At 66.7% G+C, this 16,261-nt stretch carries 16 protein-coding genes; 8 read left to right on the top strand and 8 right to left on the bottom strand.

All coding sequences use genetic code 11. The annotated features are described in order from the left end of the window. Positions 1-28: 28 nt before the first annotated feature. Together ACZ1J6_RS21115 and ACZ1J6_RS21110 are read left to right on the top strand one after the other, a co-directional pair. The gene (locus ACZ1J6_RS21115; protein WP_314464015.1) at positions 29-322 is read left to right on the top strand and encodes a hypothetical protein; all 294 of its coding nucleotides are present in this window, start codon (positions 29-31) and stop codon (positions 320-322) included. Positions 323-783: 461 nt separating this feature from the next. Next, on the top strand, positions 784-2,367 hold the full coding sequence (locus tag ACZ1J6_RS21110) for a GMC family oxidoreductase (protein WP_465127996.1): 1,584 nt from the start codon (positions 784-786) through the stop codon (positions 2,365-2,367). Positions 2,368-2,395: 28 nt separating this feature from the next. Here ACZ1J6_RS21110 and ACZ1J6_RS21105 read toward each other — a convergent pair whose 3' ends face one another. After that, the gene (locus ACZ1J6_RS21105) at positions 2,396-3,202 is read right to left on the bottom strand and encodes a sugar phosphate isomerase/epimerase family protein (RefSeq protein WP_465127995.1); all 807 of its coding nucleotides are present in this window, start codon (positions 3,200-3,202) and stop codon (positions 2,396-2,398) included. Positions 3,203-3,460: 258 nt separating this feature from the next. Here ACZ1J6_RS21105 and kdsA point away from each other — a divergent pair, with 258 nt between their 5' ends. Next, the gene (gene kdsA / locus ACZ1J6_RS21100) at positions 3,461-4,303 is read left to right on the top strand and encodes a 3-deoxy-8-phosphooctulonate synthase (RefSeq protein WP_465127994.1); all 843 of its coding nucleotides are present in this window, start codon (positions 3,461-3,463) and stop codon (positions 4,301-4,303) included. A gap of 65 nt (positions 4,304-4,368) precedes the next feature. Here the strand turns inward: kdsA and ACZ1J6_RS21095 are convergent, their stop codons facing one another. From ACZ1J6_RS21095 to ACZ1J6_RS21085, 3 genes are all read right to left on the bottom strand, one after another. After that, positions 4,369-5,190 carry a 3-deoxy-manno-octulosonate cytidylyltransferase gene (locus tag ACZ1J6_RS21095; protein WP_134093991.1) on the bottom strand — a complete coding sequence of 274 codons (822 nt, stop codon included), beginning with the start codon at positions 5,188-5,190 and terminating at the stop codon, positions 4,369-4,371. A 6-nt stretch (positions 5,191-5,196) separates the two neighbouring features. Continuing rightward, entirely contained in the window at positions 5,197-6,234 is a 1,038-nt protein-coding gene (locus tag ACZ1J6_RS21090; protein ID WP_243654375.1) for a KpsF/GutQ family sugar-phosphate isomerase, read from the bottom strand. 271 nt (positions 6,235-6,505) lie between these two features. Beyond that, the gene (locus tag ACZ1J6_RS21085; protein WP_465127993.1) at positions 6,506-7,543 is read right to left on the bottom strand and encodes a phytanoyl-CoA dioxygenase family protein; all 1,038 of its coding nucleotides are present in this window, start codon (positions 7,541-7,543) and stop codon (positions 6,506-6,508) included. A gap of 135 nt (positions 7,544-7,678) precedes the next feature. Here ACZ1J6_RS21085 and ACZ1J6_RS21080 point away from each other — a divergent pair, with 135 nt between their 5' ends. Genes ACZ1J6_RS21080 through ACZ1J6_RS21065 form a run of 4 tightly spaced genes read left to right on the top strand, consistent with a single transcriptional unit; the run spans position 7,679 to position 12,696 of the window. Continuing rightward, on the top strand, positions 7,679-8,896 hold the full coding sequence (locus tag ACZ1J6_RS21080) for a DUF2279 domain-containing protein (RefSeq protein ID WP_465127992.1): 1,218 nt from the start codon (positions 7,679-7,681) through the stop codon (positions 8,894-8,896). 34 nt (positions 8,897-8,930) lie between these two features. Continuing rightward, the gene (locus ACZ1J6_RS21075; RefSeq protein WP_465127991.1) at positions 8,931-9,776 is read left to right on the top strand and encodes an inositol monophosphatase family protein; all 846 of its coding nucleotides are present in this window, start codon (positions 8,931-8,933) and stop codon (positions 9,774-9,776) included. After that, positions 9,773-11,419, top strand: a complete 1,647-nt coding sequence (locus ACZ1J6_RS21070) for a capsular polysaccharide export protein, LipB/KpsS family (protein ID WP_465127990.1) — start codon at positions 9,773-9,775, stop codon at positions 11,417-11,419. The genes ACZ1J6_RS21075 and ACZ1J6_RS21070 overlap by 4 nt, the downstream gene beginning before the upstream one ends. Next, positions 11,416-12,696 (top strand): capsule biosynthesis protein, encoded by a 1,281-nt coding sequence (locus tag ACZ1J6_RS21065; protein WP_431567219.1) that lies wholly within the window; start codon positions 11,416-11,418, stop codon positions 12,694-12,696. Before ACZ1J6_RS21070 ends, ACZ1J6_RS21065 begins: the two co-directional genes overlap by 4 nt. A gap of 4 nt (positions 12,697-12,700) precedes the next feature. On the opposite strand, the gene ACZ1J6_RS21060 is transcribed toward ACZ1J6_RS21065, so the two are convergent. Then, positions 12,701-13,411 (bottom strand): fatty acid desaturase CarF family protein, encoded by a 711-nt coding sequence (locus ACZ1J6_RS21060; RefSeq protein ID WP_465127989.1) that lies wholly within the window; start codon positions 13,409-13,411, stop codon positions 12,701-12,703. Positions 13,412-13,476: 65 nt separating this feature from the next. Here ACZ1J6_RS21060 and ACZ1J6_RS21055 point away from each other — a divergent pair, with 65 nt between their 5' ends. Further along, a complete protein-coding gene (locus ACZ1J6_RS21055; protein WP_465127988.1) occupies positions 13,477-14,712 on the top strand; it encodes a glycosyltransferase family 4 protein in 1,236 nt (411 codons plus the stop codon). Here the strand turns inward: ACZ1J6_RS21055 and ACZ1J6_RS21050 are convergent. From ACZ1J6_RS21050 to ACZ1J6_RS21040, 3 genes are all read right to left on the bottom strand, one after another. Continuing rightward, the gene (locus tag ACZ1J6_RS21050) at positions 14,709-15,251 is read right to left on the bottom strand and encodes a hypothetical protein (RefSeq protein ID WP_442044833.1); all 543 of its coding nucleotides are present in this window, start codon (positions 15,249-15,251) and stop codon (positions 14,709-14,711) included. The genes ACZ1J6_RS21055 and ACZ1J6_RS21050 overlap by 4 nt on opposite strands. Before the next feature lie 109 nt (positions 15,252-15,360). Further along, positions 15,361-15,672: a hypothetical protein gene (locus ACZ1J6_RS21045; RefSeq protein ID WP_132268464.1), complete on the bottom strand. Its 312-nt coding sequence runs from the start codon at positions 15,670-15,672 to the stop codon at positions 15,361-15,363. Between the two features lie 217 nt (positions 15,673-15,889). After that, positions 15,890-16,237 carry a hypothetical protein gene (locus ACZ1J6_RS21040; RefSeq protein ID WP_465127987.1) on the bottom strand — a complete coding sequence of 116 codons (348 nt, stop codon included), beginning with the start codon at positions 16,235-16,237 and terminating at the stop codon, positions 15,890-15,892. Positions 16,238-16,261 lie beyond the last annotated feature (24 nt).

The following is a 16,261-nucleotide window of genomic DNA, read 5'->3' as shown; positions in this document are numbered from 1 at the left end:
CAGGATCCTCATGGAGAGGAAGACAGGAATGCAGGACACAGCTTTTGCGGCAGGGGCCGACAAGGCCGAATCCCATCCCGCGCGGACGGGCCTTTCCACTACGACGCATTCCACAACGATACATGCTCAGGAAGGTGACCTGCGGCGCGGCGGCGATGCCGCCTTGCCGATCCTTCCGCATATCCTGGCAGCAATCTTCGGCGTGTTCGCCATCGCCATCGTCATTCTCTGGCTGTCGATCGGCGTCTGGAGCCGCCCCAATCCCGATCATCTCGCGCCCGCGGGCGCCCAGCAGCAAGCCCCGGCGCAATCTTCACCCTGAAGCGTGACGTGGGGCGCTTCCATCTGGAGGCGCCCTGAACCCCGCTGCGGGCTGTGGAATGCGGCCAGAAACTCGCCCGAAAATCGACCCGAAACCGGACATCGCCGAAGATGTGCGTGAAAAAATGAGCCGCCGATGGAAGCGTGTCCCGAGCGCGGCATGGGTTCATGCTGCGCTCCCGCCCCGGATCGATCTCTCGCCCCCCGACGAACAATCGATCCCTTGCACCGACGGCCCTCGTATGGACGGCGCCTTCGCGTCATCCTCTACTCGTCCGAATACTCCGTCTCGGTGGCGGGTGTATTCGCCATGTCCCGAACGGAAGACAGTCCGTTGCAGAAATTTAACGACACGCTTCGGAAACCCTGCCGGGCGCATCCTTTCCAGCATCGCCGGAGCGGGTTTACGGCGCGATTCGCGGAATGCTTGATCGCGGGGAAATCGCGGCCTAGCCCTTGGTGATGGGAGAATTCGATTACATCGTCGTCGGCGGTGGAAGCGCGGGCTGTGTCCTTGCCAATCGGCTGAGCGCGGACCCGCGCCGCCGGGTGCTGCTGCTGGAAGCGGGCGGCAAGGACGACTACCTCTGGATTCGCGTCCCCGTCGGCTATCTCTACTGCATCGGCAATCCCCGCACCGACTGGTGCCTGTCCACCGAGGCCGAGGTCGGGCTGGGCGGCCGCAGTCTGAAGTATCCGCGCGGCCGGGTGCTGGGCGGCAGTTCCTCGATCAACGGCATGATCTATATGCGCGGCCAGGCCGCCGACTACGACCAGTGGCGGCAGGCGGGTCACGAAGGCTGGAGCTGGGACGAGGTCCTTCCCTACTTCACCCGCGCCGAAGATCATTACGAAGGCCCCAGCGCGTTTCACGGCAGCGGCGGCGAAATCCGCGTGGAGAAGCAGCGGCTGCGCTGGGACATCCTCGAAGCCTTTCGCGAGGCCTGCAGCCAGCAGGGCATCCCCGCGGTCACCGATTTCAACCGGGGCGACAACGAAGGATCCAGCTTCTTCCAGGTCACGCAGCGCCGGGGTTGGCGCTGGAGCGCATCGGATGCCTTTCTCAAGCCGGTAAGAAGCCGCGCCAACCTCAAGGTAGAGACCGGTGCCAGCGTCGAGCGCGTATTGATCGAGGACGGCCGCGCCGTCGGCGTCGCCTATACGGTGGGCGGCCAGCCCAGAACCGCTCGCGCGCGCGGCGAAGTCGTGCTTTCGGCGGGCGCCATCGGTTCGCCGGCGATCCTCGAACGCAGCGGCATCGGCGATGGAGACCGGCTTTCCGGCCATGGCATCCCCGCCCTGCGCCACTTGCCGCAAGTGGGGGAGAACCTGCAGGATCACCTGCAACTGCGCTGCGCCTGGCGGGTGACGGGGGTGTCCACGCTCAACCAGCGCGCTGCCAATCTGATGGGCAAGGCGCTGATCGGCCTGGAATATGCGCTCAGCCGCAGCGGTCCGATGGCCATGGCGCCGAGCCAGCTTGGCGTCTTCACCCGCAGCCACGCGCGCTATGCCACGCCGAACCTGGAATACCACGTACAGCCGCTCAGCCTTGAAGCCTTCGGCGGCGCGCTCGATCCCTTCCCGGCCTTCACCGCCAGCGTCTGCAACTTGCGGCCGGAAAGTCGCGGCAGCACGCATGTGACCGGCCGCGATCCCGCCGCCGCGCCGAGCATACGCCCGAACTATCTCTCTGCCGAGGAGGACCGTGCCGTCGCGGCCCAGTCGATCCGCCTCACGCGCGAGATCGTCGCCCGGCCCGCCCTCGCCCGCTATGCCCCGGAAGAACTGCGGCCCGGCCCCGAACGCGCGAGCGAGGAAGACTTGCGCAGCGCAGCCGGTGCGATCGGCACCACCATTTTCCACCCGGTCGGCACCGCGGCGATGGGCAGCGTGGTCGATGCCCGCTTGCGCGTTCTCGAGGTGGAGGGCCTGCGCGTGATCGATGCCTCGGTGATGCCCACCATCACGTCCGGCAACACCAATGCGCCGACCATGATGATCGCGGAAAAAGGCGCGGAAATGATCCTTGCCGACAGCCGGTGATCCGTCGAGAACCAGCCCTGCGCGCCGTTCAGGCGAGCAGCGCCCTCGTGCGGGCGACCACTTCCACGAGATAGTCCCGCGCGGCTTCCACCCCCAGCGCCGCCTGCGGAAGCGAAAGGTCCAGGCCCAGCGTCTTGCCGCGCGGGAGGGCATCCACGAATTCGCGAAGGGGCAGTTCGCCCTCGCCCGGAATCAGGCGGCCGCGCTCGGCTTCCTCGGCATGATCGCCCAGGGCCTTGAGCCCGGCGTCGCAAAGGCGGACATGGCCGATCAGCGCGGCGTCGAGTTCCGCCAGTTCGCGCACCACCCCGCCCGCGCGGAAGAAATGCAACGCGTCGACCGTCACGCTCACCCGATCCTCGCCGATATGCGCCACGAGAGCCAGGGCTTCGCGAAGCGTGCGAACAGTCATGACAGGAGAGAATTCGAAGCCGAAGTCCATGTCGCGCTCACGCGCCATTTCGGCCAGGCGGGCCATGTAGTCGAAGGCATGTTCCCGCTCGAGCCCGTTGTCGCGGGCGCCGATGCGGCGGGTGCCGAGCCGGGCGAAGATGTCCATGTCCGCAGCATGGTCCTCGGGCGGGCGCGTTGCCGAACCATTGATGCCCTCGCCCAGGCCGATGCGCAGGCCAGCATCCGCCAGCGCGGCCTGGGCTTCGCGCCGCAGGGCCGCATCCTCGCGCAGCGACCAGGCTGCGTAGCCCTCGCTCCGCCCGGCCTCCTGCTCCAGGCCCATCGACACCGCCTTGCAGCCCATTTCGCCCGCCAGGCGGACATGTTCGAGCGGTCCCATCCCCGCGACCGTGCGGCTGTCGATGCCTAAGGGGTGGGGCATGGTATTATCCTCGTGACGGCGGGTGCGACTGTTACGCCGCCCTGAATAGCCGTCATTTCAGCCGCCGCGAAGCCTTCATCACGCGATAGCCCCAGATGACACGGCGGCGCGCCCAAACGGCCGTCACGACAGGCGCGCCGGAGAGTGCGGCGATGGCGTATCGCGCCGGTTCTGGGGCCTGAAAGCCGGAAACGCCTTGACTGCGGCGGCCTGCCCGGCGACGGCCTCTCTCCCGATCGACGAGGACCGAGCCACGCCATGATTCCCTCCGTTACCCTGCTTCCCGACCTGACTTTCGCCAACGACCGGCCATTCGTGCTGATCGGGGGCATGAACGTCATGGAAAGCCGCGAGGCGGTAATGGACGTTGCCGCCGAATTCGTGCGGGTTACCGGCGAGCTTGGCATTCCTTATGTGTTCAAGGCCAGCTTCGACAAGGCGAACCGCTCGTCCATCTCGTCCTTCCGGGGTCCGGGCCTGGACGAAGGAATGAAGATCCTCGCCGACGTGAAGGACCGCTTCGGCGTGCCCGTGCTGACAGACGTGCACGAACCGTTCCAGGCGGAGGCCGTGGCGGAAGTCGCCGATATTCTCCAGCTCCCGGCCTTCCTCGCGCGCCAGACCGACCTCGTCGTCGCCCTGGCGCGCACCGGCAAGGTCATCAACGTGAAGAAGCCGCAGTTCCTCGCCCCGCAGGAGATGCGCCACATCATCCGCAAATGCGAAGAGGCCGGCAATGGCCGCGTGCTGCTGTGCGAGCGCGGTTCCTCCTTCGGCTACAACAACCTCGTCGTCGACATGCTGGGAATGGACGAGATGAAGGCCATGGCCCCGGTGGTGTTCGATGCGACTCATGCGCTGCAACGCCCGGGCGGCCGGGTCGACAGCGCCGATGGTCGCCGTACGCAGGCTGCCGCCCTCACCCGTTCGGGCATGGCCCTCGGTATCGCCGGGCTGTTTCTGGAAGCGCACCCCGATCCGGACAAGGCGCTCTGCGATGGCCCCTGCGCCTTGCCGCTCGGCCGGCTGCGCGCCTACCTCGAACAGGTCCAGGCCATCGACCGCCTGGTCAAGGCCTTCCCGCCCCTCGACATTGATTGAGCGAAACCCGGATTGAGGAAAACCGGGCGGTGGCTTCGCGGCGCCGCCCCCTTCGGCAATTGCCTTCAGGCGATGCCGCGTTCCTTGAGGATGCGTTCGATCACCGGCTTGTCGCCCGGGTTGTTCAGCTCGATCGCATCCCAGGACAGCGGATCGAGCGTGACGACCGAGACCGGCAGGCCAAGGTCGAGGAAGCGCAGTTGTTCCAGGCCTTCCAGCAGTTCCAGCTCGCAAGGCGGCGCGGCGACGTAGCGCTCCAGCGCGGCGCGGCGGTAGGCATAGAGACCGAGGTGCAGGTGGACCGGCGGGAATTCCCGCGCGGCGGCCTCTGCCGGAAGATAGGGCAGCACGCGCTTGGAGAAGTAAAGCGCCCGGCCGCGGCCGTCGATCACGGCGGTGGTGCCGCCCACCCGGCCCTCGGCCTGGTCTTGGACCAGATGTTCGTAAACGGTACGTGAGGCGCGCACGGCGGGGGTGGCCATGATGGCCTCCGGATCTGCCGAAAGGCGCTCGACCAGCGCCGGGACCACGCCTGCGGGAGAAAGCGGCGCATCGCCCTGAAGGTTCACGACGACATCGGCGACCGGCCCAAGCGTGGCAATGGCTTCCGCGCAGCGTTCGGTGCCGTTGGCGCAATCGGGCGACGTCATGACGACCTGCCCGCCGAAGCTCTCCACTTCGGCGGCGATCCGGTCGTCGTCAGTGGCGACCCAGACGCCGGCCGCGCCGGGAACGCCCATGGCGCAATCCCAGCTGCGGCGGATCAGGCTGCGTTCCTCGCCGGTGGCGCCGGCTAGGCGAACCAGCGGCTTGCCGGGGTACCGGCTCGACGCGAAGCGCGCAGGGATGATGATGGCAAAACTGTTGCCGCTATTCGGGGATGTCACGGAGGTTCAGCTGAGCCCGGTGCGAAGGAAATCGTGAAGGTGGATGATGCCGACCGGGATCTGGTTGATCGTGGCTACCATCTCGTCCTCTACCACCGCGCAGCGCGGGCCGTCTTCGCCGACCACGAAAGCGCATGTGATCTGCGCATCGTTGAGGAAACGAAGGGCATCCTCCGCCGCCATGTCCGCCCGCAGCATCTTGGGGCGCGGCGTCATGACGTCGCGCGCGCAGACCTGGTCGAGTACCTTGAAGTGGCGGCGCAAGTCGCCGTCGGTGATGATCCCGGCAAGGCGTCCGGCCGGATCGACGACGCCGGCGATGCCGAAGCCCATGGACGTCATGCACGTGATGACGCCGTCCATCGGCAGGTCGAGGTCGACGAGCGGAAGCTTGTCGGTGCCGTGCATGAGCTGGCTGACCGAAGCGAGACGCAGGCCGATCGAACCACCCGGATGAAGCGCCTTGAGGCTCTCCTTCGAGACGCCCTGCATGTCCATCAGCACCATGGCGATGGCGTCGCCCAGTGCCAGCTGCTGCGTGGTCGAGCTGGTGGGCGCGATATTCGAAGGACAGGCCTCGGTCGCGACCGGCAGCAACACGCAGATGTCCGAGCGGCGTTCCACCAGCGAATCGGCATGAGACGTCATGCCGACCACCGGAATTTCGCAGCGCTCCGCATGGTCGAACAGGACCTGCAGCTCGGCAGTGTTGCCGGAATTGGAAATGGCGAGGATCACGTCACCCTCCACCACCATGCCGAGATCGCCGTGGGCGGCCTCACCGGGGTGAAGGTACATGGCGGGCGAGCCGGTTGCCGAGAGGGTGGCGGCGATCTTGCGGCCGATATGCCCGGACTTGCCGACGCCGGCCACGACGATCCGTCCAGTGGCGCTGGCGAGAAGCTGGCAGGCTTTGGTGAAACTCGCGCCCAGCGATGCGGCCAGGCTATCCAGAGTGCGTGCTTCGATGTCGATGACTTCGCGTGCTCTGGATATAATGAGATTGCTTGCCCCGACTGTTATCGGGACGACCGAATTCGACAACTTTACCCCCCTGCTCGCGTGCTTTCGATTGCTGCGCATCGCCTACACCTTGCTGGCCGCACTGCACAACGCCACAGTCCTGACATGTACTGTTAGACGCCGGCATAGTCCGCGAATTTGTGCTACGCAGCACACCACCCTATGTAAACCCCACATAATCCCTGAATTGCTCGATCTGCCGCAAATTCCGCACAAGCGCCGACAGGTAGAAGTCACATATAGTTGACGAAATTTAATCGTGACAGTTCCGAGGCAAGGAAGTGCAGGCGGATCAGTCTAACGAATCTACCGCGCGCCTTATTCCGACACTGCGCCAGGGCTGCCCAGCAACTTTCTCGAACCGATCGCGCAAGGACCAAAGCCACCCGACGCGGCGCTCGGCAAGGCCCGGAAGGCTGAGAAGGTCGCCTCCCAACCAGGGCACAAAAGGATTGCGGCGGCAATAGGACCAGATCTCGACGCGCTCGATCGCCCGAACCGAATCGCCGCGCGCGTGGAAGCCCAGGGTATCGGCCACCACCAAGGTATTGGCGGGAACGGCCAGCGGCCGCGGCGCGGGCAGGCCCATCTCGGCAAGGTCCCCCGGCCTCACCCGCGGCGAACCACGCGCGGACAGCCGGTCGATCGTCCGCGGGTCGGCCAGGCTGCGGCGATATTCCCAGTCCAGCCGCGCCGCGGTCAACCGGTGCGATCCCGGAACGAAGGTGAAAGGCGCCTCGTCGGCCGTGACCGCATTCAGGAACAGCCAGGATTTCAGCGATGAGTGAAAGGCATCGGCATGAAGCGATTCCTGCGGGTCCGCCTCGTTGCTGGCGTCGTGCGTCACGATGGTCTGGATATAATGCAGCGGTGCGATCCGGAAACCGGCGACATAGTGGAACAGCGCCTTGAGGTCGTCGCGGCCGAGCAGGCGGCGCAGCGCGGGAATGACCCGGAGCATCGCGGGATCGACGGCGAGGCGGCGAGTGATCGCATCGCCCTGCCGCATTTCGCGCGCTTCACCCTCGTATGTCAGGATCGCCTGGCGCAGCGCCGCAAACTCTTCGGCCGGAATGACATTCTCGATGGCGACGAAACCGTCGCGGTCGAAAGCCTCGCGCCAGTCCTTCCGCACTTTTCCTGCAAGGCGCGCCCGTCGCCAGCTGCACAGCGCCCCGGCCACTTTCACCCGCGCCCGGTGCAGGCCCCAACCGTTCAATCGCCGCGAACCCAGAAGCGGATTGTCGAGAAAACTCTTTGCAGTGGTGCCGAGCTGGAAGATCCAGACGGGTAGCATGAGTAACGACTTGACCGGCTTGAGAACAATCATATGAAGAGGGCTACCGATTTCGGGGGGCTTCGCAATGGCCCCTTTGACAGGTCGCTGGCAACTGATTTCGTGGTCCTCGGATCGTCGAATGTCCTTGGCTGGTAAATGGCATAACTTTTCAGGGTAAGACGATACATGAGGATGGGTTCCCGCGGCCGGGCGGTTCTGGCGCTGGCCGCCTGCCTGCCGGCCACTCCCGCCTGGGCAGATGCGTTCGGCGGCACGGCAGCCCTTCCGGAGGCCGGTTTTTCGGCTCCGACGGGTCGGATCGAGGATCAGGCGCTTGCCGCTGGGGTGATCACGGCGTCCGGCTGCATCGGCAGTGCCGCGCCTTGCGACGGAAATGATCCGCAGCTCGTCGCCGTCTCGCGGTGGAACCTGGCCGACATCTCCTCACCCCGCGCGGTGCCGGACCTGACGACCCTGCCGCCTGCCGCCCTGGAGCCCGAGCCGGCCGCGCCGGCCGATGTCTATGGCCCCACGAACCAGGTGGTTTCCGGCCCGGCCGCATCGCTGCCCCCCGGCGTCAGCCTCAACGGCACCGGCCACGTTCCGCGCGAATATGCCCAGTACCGCGGCTTCTTCAAGCAGGCGGGCACGATCACGACCGAACTGGCGGTCCTGGCCGTCTACATGGGCGTGCAGACGATCCCCAAGCTGACGAAGAAAACCGCCCCGTTCCACTTCAAGGACGAAGGCTGGTTCGGCAAGGATACGACCAGCATCGGCATGGACAAGCTGACCCATGCCTTCAACACTTACCTGATCGCGGACATTCTTCATGCCCGCCTTCACAAGAACACCAATGCCTCGGAAGGCGACGCCGTCACGGCCGGCGTGCTGGCCGCGGGCCTGATGGCGCTCAACGAAGTGTCCGACGCCATCGAGCCCGACAGCGGCTACTCGATGCAGGACATCGCGATGAACCTGACCGGCGCGACGCTCTCGGTGCTGCGCAACACGATTCCCGGCCTGAAGGAAAAGATCGCCTTCAAGATCGAGATCATGCCGAACGACCAGATCTACAGCCACGTCGGCAAGGAACACTACGCCCAGCAGCGCTTCATGCTCTCGCTCAAGGGCGCGGGCTTCGAAGGCCTGCAGAAGACGCCGCTGCGATTCCTGGACCTCCAGGTCGGCTATTACGCCACCGACTTCCTCAACAGCGACCGCGAAAAGGGCATCGAGCCCAAGCGGCACCTGTTCTTCGGCGTCGGCCTGAACCTGGGCGAGCTGTTCTGGGGCAATTCGCAGTCGCGCTTCGGCAAGGCCGCCTACTCCGTGCTCGATCACGTTCAGCTTCCCTACACCTCGGTTCGTGTCGATACGCATGGAGAGTTCGGCCATTGGTAACTGGGCGATCACACGCCATCGAGGCACGCTGATCATGAACCAAAGCCTTACGCCTGCCGTCGAGCAGGCGATGCGCGACGCAGCACGCCTCGCCGTCATGCCGCGCTTCGGCACGGCGGGCGCCGCGCTCGTGGCCGACAAGCGCGAAGGCAATGGTGGCAGCGAACCGGTTACCGCCGCAGACCGCGAATGCGAGGCGATCCTGAGCGAACGCCTCGCCGGCCTGATCCCCGGCGCTCATGTGGTGGGTGAAGAGGCCGTGCATCACCAGCCGGATCTGCTCGACAGGCTCGGCGCCGGAACGTGCTGGATCGTCGATCCGCTCGACGGCACTGCCAATTTCGCGGCGGGCACCGGGCCCTTCGGGCTGCTGGTGGCGCTGGCGGACAACGGCATTCCGGTCGGCGGCTGGATACTCGATCCCCTGTCCGGCCGGTTCTGTGCCGCCCTGTCCGGCCAGGGCGCCACCATCGACGGCCTGGCTTTTCGCACCGCTCCTGCAGCGCGCGCGCGCCCGGTAATGGCCGTGACGCGCCTCTTTCGCGATCCCGACCGACGCGCCCGACTGCTGGCCGAATTGGCCGAAGGCGCCGAAGTGATCGACAGCCCGCGCTGCGCTGCTGACCAGTACCCCCGCATCGCCGGGGGCGAGAACGACATCACGCTGTTCACCCGCACGCTCCCCTGGGACCATGCCGCAGGCGTGCTGTTCCTCAATGAAGCAGGCGGCCGCGCCGCCCGGCCCGACGGCACCCCCTATCGCTGCGACGACCGGCGCGAGGGCCTGATCGCCGCCGTCGATCCGGACACCTGGGACCGTACGGCGCGCCGGCTGGAAAGCCTGGGCGAAACCTTGGCACTGACAGTCGAGGCGGCATGACGGCACCCCCGTTCCTGCGCATTCCGCCCTTCCCGGGCCACCGCGCACCACCCCTGGCCCAGCCCGCTTCCAGAGAGGCCCCCGCCGCGACGGACCTGTCCTCGCTTCTGCGCCAGGCCCGCGTCGGCGGTACGTTCTGGGGAGCCTCCGCTGTGCTGCCCGAAGGCCGCGACGTTCTGGCCTCCGCATCCAGCACCGCGGCTGCCGGCGAAGTCGCGAGACATCTGGGCGACCTTGGGCTGACGGGACGCGCAGCCGCGCGCGGTGCGATTGTCGGCCTTGAAAACCTCCCTTCCCTCCCGTCGGACGGCGACCCCTGGACCGCCTGCGCATCGGCCTCGCTGGTGATAGGCGATGCCGAAGACGAGCTGCTGCTGGTCGCCGCCCTCTGCGGGTGCAAGGTCGCACCCTTGGGGGCCGGGCGCTTCGCCGCGCTTTCGGATCCCGCGGCGCTGGACGCCGTCGCAGCCCGCGAAATCGGCCGCTGGACCTATCGCGACCCCTTCGGCGAAGGCAGGCTGGAGCCTGCGCAAGCCATTGGACTGCTGGCAGGCTGGCGCGCCCTGATCGACGCCAACCGCAAGGTCGCCGGCGTCTACGGCATCGCCCGCTGGAAGCGGATCACCGCCGACAACCTGCTGTGGGACGGCAGCGGCCCGGTGCGCCATGCCGAGGGCGCGCAAGTGCCTGCCGAAGGCTCCCTGGCGCTGGCCTGGATCGCGCGCAGCGATGCACAGGCCCTCGCGGATCTCGAAGCGCGCGGCATCCGCATCGGTGAAATCGAGGACGGCATGATCCGCTCGACCGGCCTCGGCGCCAATTGCGTGCCGCCGCTCTCGATCGTCGTCGATGCCAATGGCCCCCATTTCGACCCGGCCCAGGCCAGCGAACTCGAAATCATTCTCGAAACCGCGGCAATCCCCCGGGCCGTCATCGAACGGGCCGGTGCCTTGCGCGAACGGCTCGTTTCGGGCGGGATCAGCAAGTACGGCCTCGACGCGGAGCGCGCGCCGCGGGCAGACAGCGAAGGCGGTGCCCGGATCGGCGGCCGCAAGCGCGTGCTCGTGACCGGGCAGGTCGAAGACGACCGCTCGGTGCTGCGCGGCGGCGGCGGGCTGGACAATCTGGAACTGCTGCGCCGCGCCCGCGCCGAAGAACCTGGCGCACATATCATCTTCAAGCCGCATCCCGACGTGGAGGCCGGCCATCGCAAGGGTCATGTCCCCGACGCGCGCGCGCTGGAATTCGCCGACACGATCGACCGGACATCCTCGATCGCGGCGCTGCTGGATCAAGTCGATGCCGTCCACGTTCTGACCTCGCTGGCGGGGTTCGAAGCGCTGATGCGCGGGCGCGAGGTCGTCACGCACGGGGTGCCCTTCTACGCGGGCTGGGGGCTGACGCGCGACCTCGGGGCAGTACCCGCGCGCCGCACCCGCCGCCGGACGCTGGACGAACTGGTCGCGGCCACGCTGATCCTCTATCCCCGCTACCTCGATCCCGTCACGCGTTTGCCGTGCGGGCCGGAAACGCTGGTGGACAGGATTGCAAGCGGGCAGGCCAACGTGCGATCAGCACTTATTCGCCTGCGGGAAGTTCAAGGGAGGATGAACCGCGTGCTTGGATGGATGACCCGGCGATGAAGCATCTGCTGCTGACGACTGGGGATCGCCGGTTCCTGTTCCTTCAGGGACCACCCGGACCGTTTTTCCGCGCCCTTGGCGAAGAACTGCGCCGCCGCGGCGCGGCGGTCCATCGCATCAACCTGTCCGGAGGCGACCGGCGCGACTGGCCGGACGGTTCGACCGACTATCGCGGCCTGATGCGCGACTGGCCGCTGTTTTTCGACCGCTACGTGCAGGAACATGGCATCACCGACGTGGTGCTGTTCGGGGACTGCCGCCCCATGCACATGCGGGCGATGCGCCTGGCGCGCCTGCGCGGCATCCACTTCCACGTTTTCGAGGAAGGCTATATCCGGCCCGACTGGATGACGCTGGAGCGTGACGGCGTGAACGGCAATTCCTCGTTCGACCGCGATCCGCAGAACCTGCTCTCCGCGGCGGCCAGGCTTCCCGATATTCCCGATCTCCCGTCGATCACCGCCTCGTTCAACCGGCGCGCGCACGACAGTTACTGGCATTACCACAATGTCGTGACCGGACGGCTGCTGCTGCGCTTCCCGTTCTATCGCACCCATCGCCAGGGATCGATCGTGCTCGAGGGCTTCGGATGGATCCGCCGCTTCTCGCTCCGGGGCCGCCGCGCGCGGCAGGCGCAGGACACCCTGCGCGAGATCGACGGCAAGCGCTATTTCCTGTTCCCGCTCCAGCTTTCGGGCGACTTCCAGATCCGGTCGCACTCGCCATTCCTGTCGATGGCCATGGCGCTCGACTACGTGCTGGCCAGCTTCGCGCGCCATGCGCCCAAGGATGCGCTGCTGGTGATCAAGGAGCATCCGCTCGACGTCGGATTCCGCAACTGGCGCTCGGCGATCCGCCGCCGTGCCGCCCATTTCGGGCTGGCCGGCCGGGTCATGCATATCGACGGCGGCGATCTTCAGCCGCTCTGCGAGAATTCGATCGGCATGGTCTGCGTGAACAGCACCTCGGGCACCTTGGCGCTGGCCTCGGGAACGCCGGTCATCGTGCTGGGGGATGCCGTCTACGACGTGCCGGGCATCACGCACCAGGCCTCGCTCGACCGCTTCTGGCGCAGCCCCGAACTGCCCGACCGCAAGCTCTACGAAGCCTTCAAGAAGGTGCTCCATGCCAAGTGCCTGGTGCGCGGCGGCCTCGCGAGCCAATCGGCCACGCGCATCCTGGTGGAAAACAGTGTCGACCGGCTGCTGGTCCCCGTGGAAGCCCCCGAAGGCCCCGCCGTGCGCCGTCGCTATCCGCCGGCGTTCAACTTGCCCTGAGCCTTCAGGAAGACGGCTCCAGGTTCGCGTCGGGCAAGTGTCCTTGCGAACGCAGGAAGCGGAACAGGCGGTTGACCAGCGGGTTCGACCAGCCGGAATTCGTGGCGAAGTCGCGCTTCAGCGTGTCGTGGTGGATCTGGTGTGCCTCCGGCGACATCAGCAGGCCCAGCTTGCGCATGCCGCGGATGAACCAGGGGTTGTCCCGCCGGTGCAGCGTCCCGTGGAAATACTGGGCGAAGGCCCCGCCCACGAGAAACGCGGCGAATCCGGCCATGAACCAGCCGGGAATCGGCCAGATCAGCGCGGCCACATTGCCCAGAAGCGAGATCGGCAGGGCGCCGGCGATCACGGTGGAGCCGATCAGCCGCCACAGCTGCCGCCGCCCCAGCGCATCCGGGCGCGGGTGGTGGTTCTTGAAATCGTAGGAAATGCGCTCGAACGGGTTGAGCCGCCGCATCCGCTCGCGGAACAGCCCTTGGTACTCCTCGCTCTCACGCGAACCTTCGTAGAAGAAGATCGTGTCCAGCCCCATGCCCGGGCGGCACGGCCGATAGTCCATGTACATGTGAATCACGCCGGACAGCAGATCCGCCAGATACCAGGCGACCAGCATCGCGGGGATGGCAAGCCAGCTCGGATCCGCGAACGCCAGCACCATGCTGCCGGCCAGCGAGGCCAGGAAGGCCCAGAGAAGAATACGCTGCACTAAGGACATGCTCCCGCCAGTAACCCTTCGCGCGCCGCTTGCCAATCGATCCTGACCGCTGCTACGCGCCCGCCATGTCTTCTCGGGCGCCCGCTACCGCCACATCCCGCACTGGAACCGGCGCCGATCCGCGTCCTTTCGTGCTCGACGTCAGCCGCCTGATCTGGCGCCTCTGGGCCGGGCGCCTGCCTACCGGGATCGACCGGGTGTGCCTGGCCTATCTCGAAGAGTTCGCGGACCGGTCCCTGGCCATGTTGCAATGGCGCGAGCACCGGATCGTGCTCGGCCCGCGTGCCAGCGACCGCCTCTTCGCGCTGCTGAGCGCCGGGGTCGGCAAGCCGATCCGGGGCGCGCTGGTCGCGCAGCTGGCTTCGGCGATTCCCGCCGCTCTGGTTCGCCCCCCGAAAGTCGCGGGCAAGATCTACCTCAACGTCGGCCACACCGGGCTGAACGCAGCGGGTCTGGTGGACTGGCTGGCCGCACGGGCGCTGAGGCCGGTCTTCCTCATCCACGACCTGATCCCGATCACTCACCCGCAATATTGCCGCGCCGGCGAGGCGGCGCGCCATGCTGCCAGGATGCGTAACGCCCTGGCTGCGGCGGACGGGTTCATCGTCAATTCGGCCGATACCGGCGGGGCCCTCACCCGCTTCGCCCGCAGCCTGGGACTGGAACCTGCCCCCACGCTCGTCGCTCATCTGGGAATCGAGCCGCTCGCTGCGCCGGCCTCTGCCGTCGCCTTTACGGAGAGTGCGAAAGCGGCGCCGACGGACCGGCCCTATTTCCTGTGCCTGGGCACCATCGAGGCGCGCAAGAACCACATCCTGCTGCTGCGCGCCTGGAAGGGCCTTCGCCGAACACTGGGCACGAACACGCCCGATCTCGTGCTGATCGGCCAGCGCGGCTGGGAGGCGCAGGACACGTTCGACCTGCTCGATTCCGAAAGCCACGATCATGGCCGGATCGTCGAACTCGCCCGCTGCACCGACGGCGAACTGGCCGCCTGGCTCGACGATGCCGAAGCGCTGCTCATGCCCAGCCATGTCGAAGGCTATGGCCTGCCCGTGCTGGAAGCACTGTCGCGCGGTACGCCGGTGATCGCCACCGACCTTGCGGTCTATCGCGAACTGGCGCCCGGCATTCCGCTGTTCCTGGCCGCCGACGACGAACAGGCCTGGCAGAATGCCGTGATCGCCTGCCTGGGCGACAGCACCGAGGCCGCGCGCCAGCGCCGCTTGCTGCAGGACTACCGCGCGCCCGACTGGGCGGAGCACATGGCGCTTGTCGAGGCGTGGCTGGGCCAGCTCTAGCCGATCGAGCAGCCGCCGCCCTCGCTGGTCTTGGACCCGTCGGGGCGGTACCAGGTCGCGATCGGGCCGGCCTTTTCGTCGTAGTAGCAGACCGAAGAGACCGCATTCGTGGTCGCATCGACGTGGACGGCATAGTTATGCGCGCCGCAATTGTGCAATTCGCACTGCGAGGCACCGATATCGTTGTCCTTGCGCATGACCGGGCCCACCGGCCCCTTCATCGCGGCAATGGCATCGAGCACCTTGGGGTCGGTCACGGCGCGGGAAACGCCTTCCTGCACCCGTGGATGCTGGAAGAAGGTGTAGTCCCCCACTTTGTCCAGCGGATACTTGCCGACATAGACTGAGAGGCTGTCGACCGCGCCCGAAGGCGTCTCGCTGGCTTCTGATGGCTCCACTTCGGCCGCGGCGGATTGTTCCGCGATCGTGGGAGAGGCTGCGGGGCTTGGCTCGGAACCGCCCTTGCACCCGGCCAGACCGGCCATGACAAGGATTAGAGTGGCGCCGGCCAACCAGGGGCGCGGGTCCGGATGCTGCATCGGGCTTCCTCCTTCGCGTTCGAAAGTCTCTTCGAATCGCGCCCGAGCATCGCCGGTTCCCGCCTGCGCTGCAAATCCTGATGCCGCCCCGCTTCGACGGGGCCAAAAATCAGCCGCGAATGGCGGGGCGCAGGCGCATCGCGAAGGAGATGACGAAAGGCCAGAACAACGTGGCGATCACGTCGCGAATGGTGTCGTGCCAGCTCCAGGAGCCATGGGCCAGGCGATCGATATATTCGTTGCCCGCCTCCAGGATCACTACCATCGCCAGTGGCCAGGCGGAGCTGAGCTTCTTCTTCATCACGATGGCCGTCAGCAGCCAGATCGTGAGGCCCGCATATGTATGCGCGAACTTGTCGGGGGCCGGGCACTGCGCAACGATCCAGGTGATCGCGCGCTCGTAATGGTGGACGAATTCCATGCCGCCTTATGCTGCGGCGCACCAGGACGGTCCAGCCTCGACAGGCTCGGATACGGTGGAAATTCCGGAGATCGTGGCGGCAATACATCAATGCCGGCAAACCAGATAGGGTATCAGGCCAAATGCGGTATCAGGGCGCGTGGACTCTGGTCCGCCGCGCCCTGACCTTCTCCCTTCCCTCGGCCGTTGCGGCTTGCGCCGCCTGTTCTCCCTGCGGTCAGGCCAGCTTGCGCTGCAGCCTCACCAGAGCGCGGTCGATCGCGTCGCGCGCCGTATCGTTGACTGTACCCGAAACCACCCGATAGACGATCCGCCCATCATCCAGCGAATAGGCCACCGTCGCCATGCCGTCGTTGAAACTGGCAAGGTAGAGCGCCGGCTTCCGCTGGATGAGGGCGAGATCGTCCGCTCGGGGAATCAGACTCTCTCTCATGAAGTAGGCGCCGATCATGTTCGGCGACATCGCGGTGGGCTCCGATCCGGAATCGCTTGCCCAGCCCGCGCCGGCCGAAGCCGCAGCGCACAGGACAAGTCCCACCTGCAATGCTGTCAGGAATCGCTTCATGACACCATCCTCTTCCCTGGCGGC

The organism is Novosphingobium sp. BL-S-21 (genome assembly GCF_055521655.1).
Note: the sequence above shows the minus strand (reverse complement) of the source record. Positions and strands in the feature narration are given on the sequence as shown.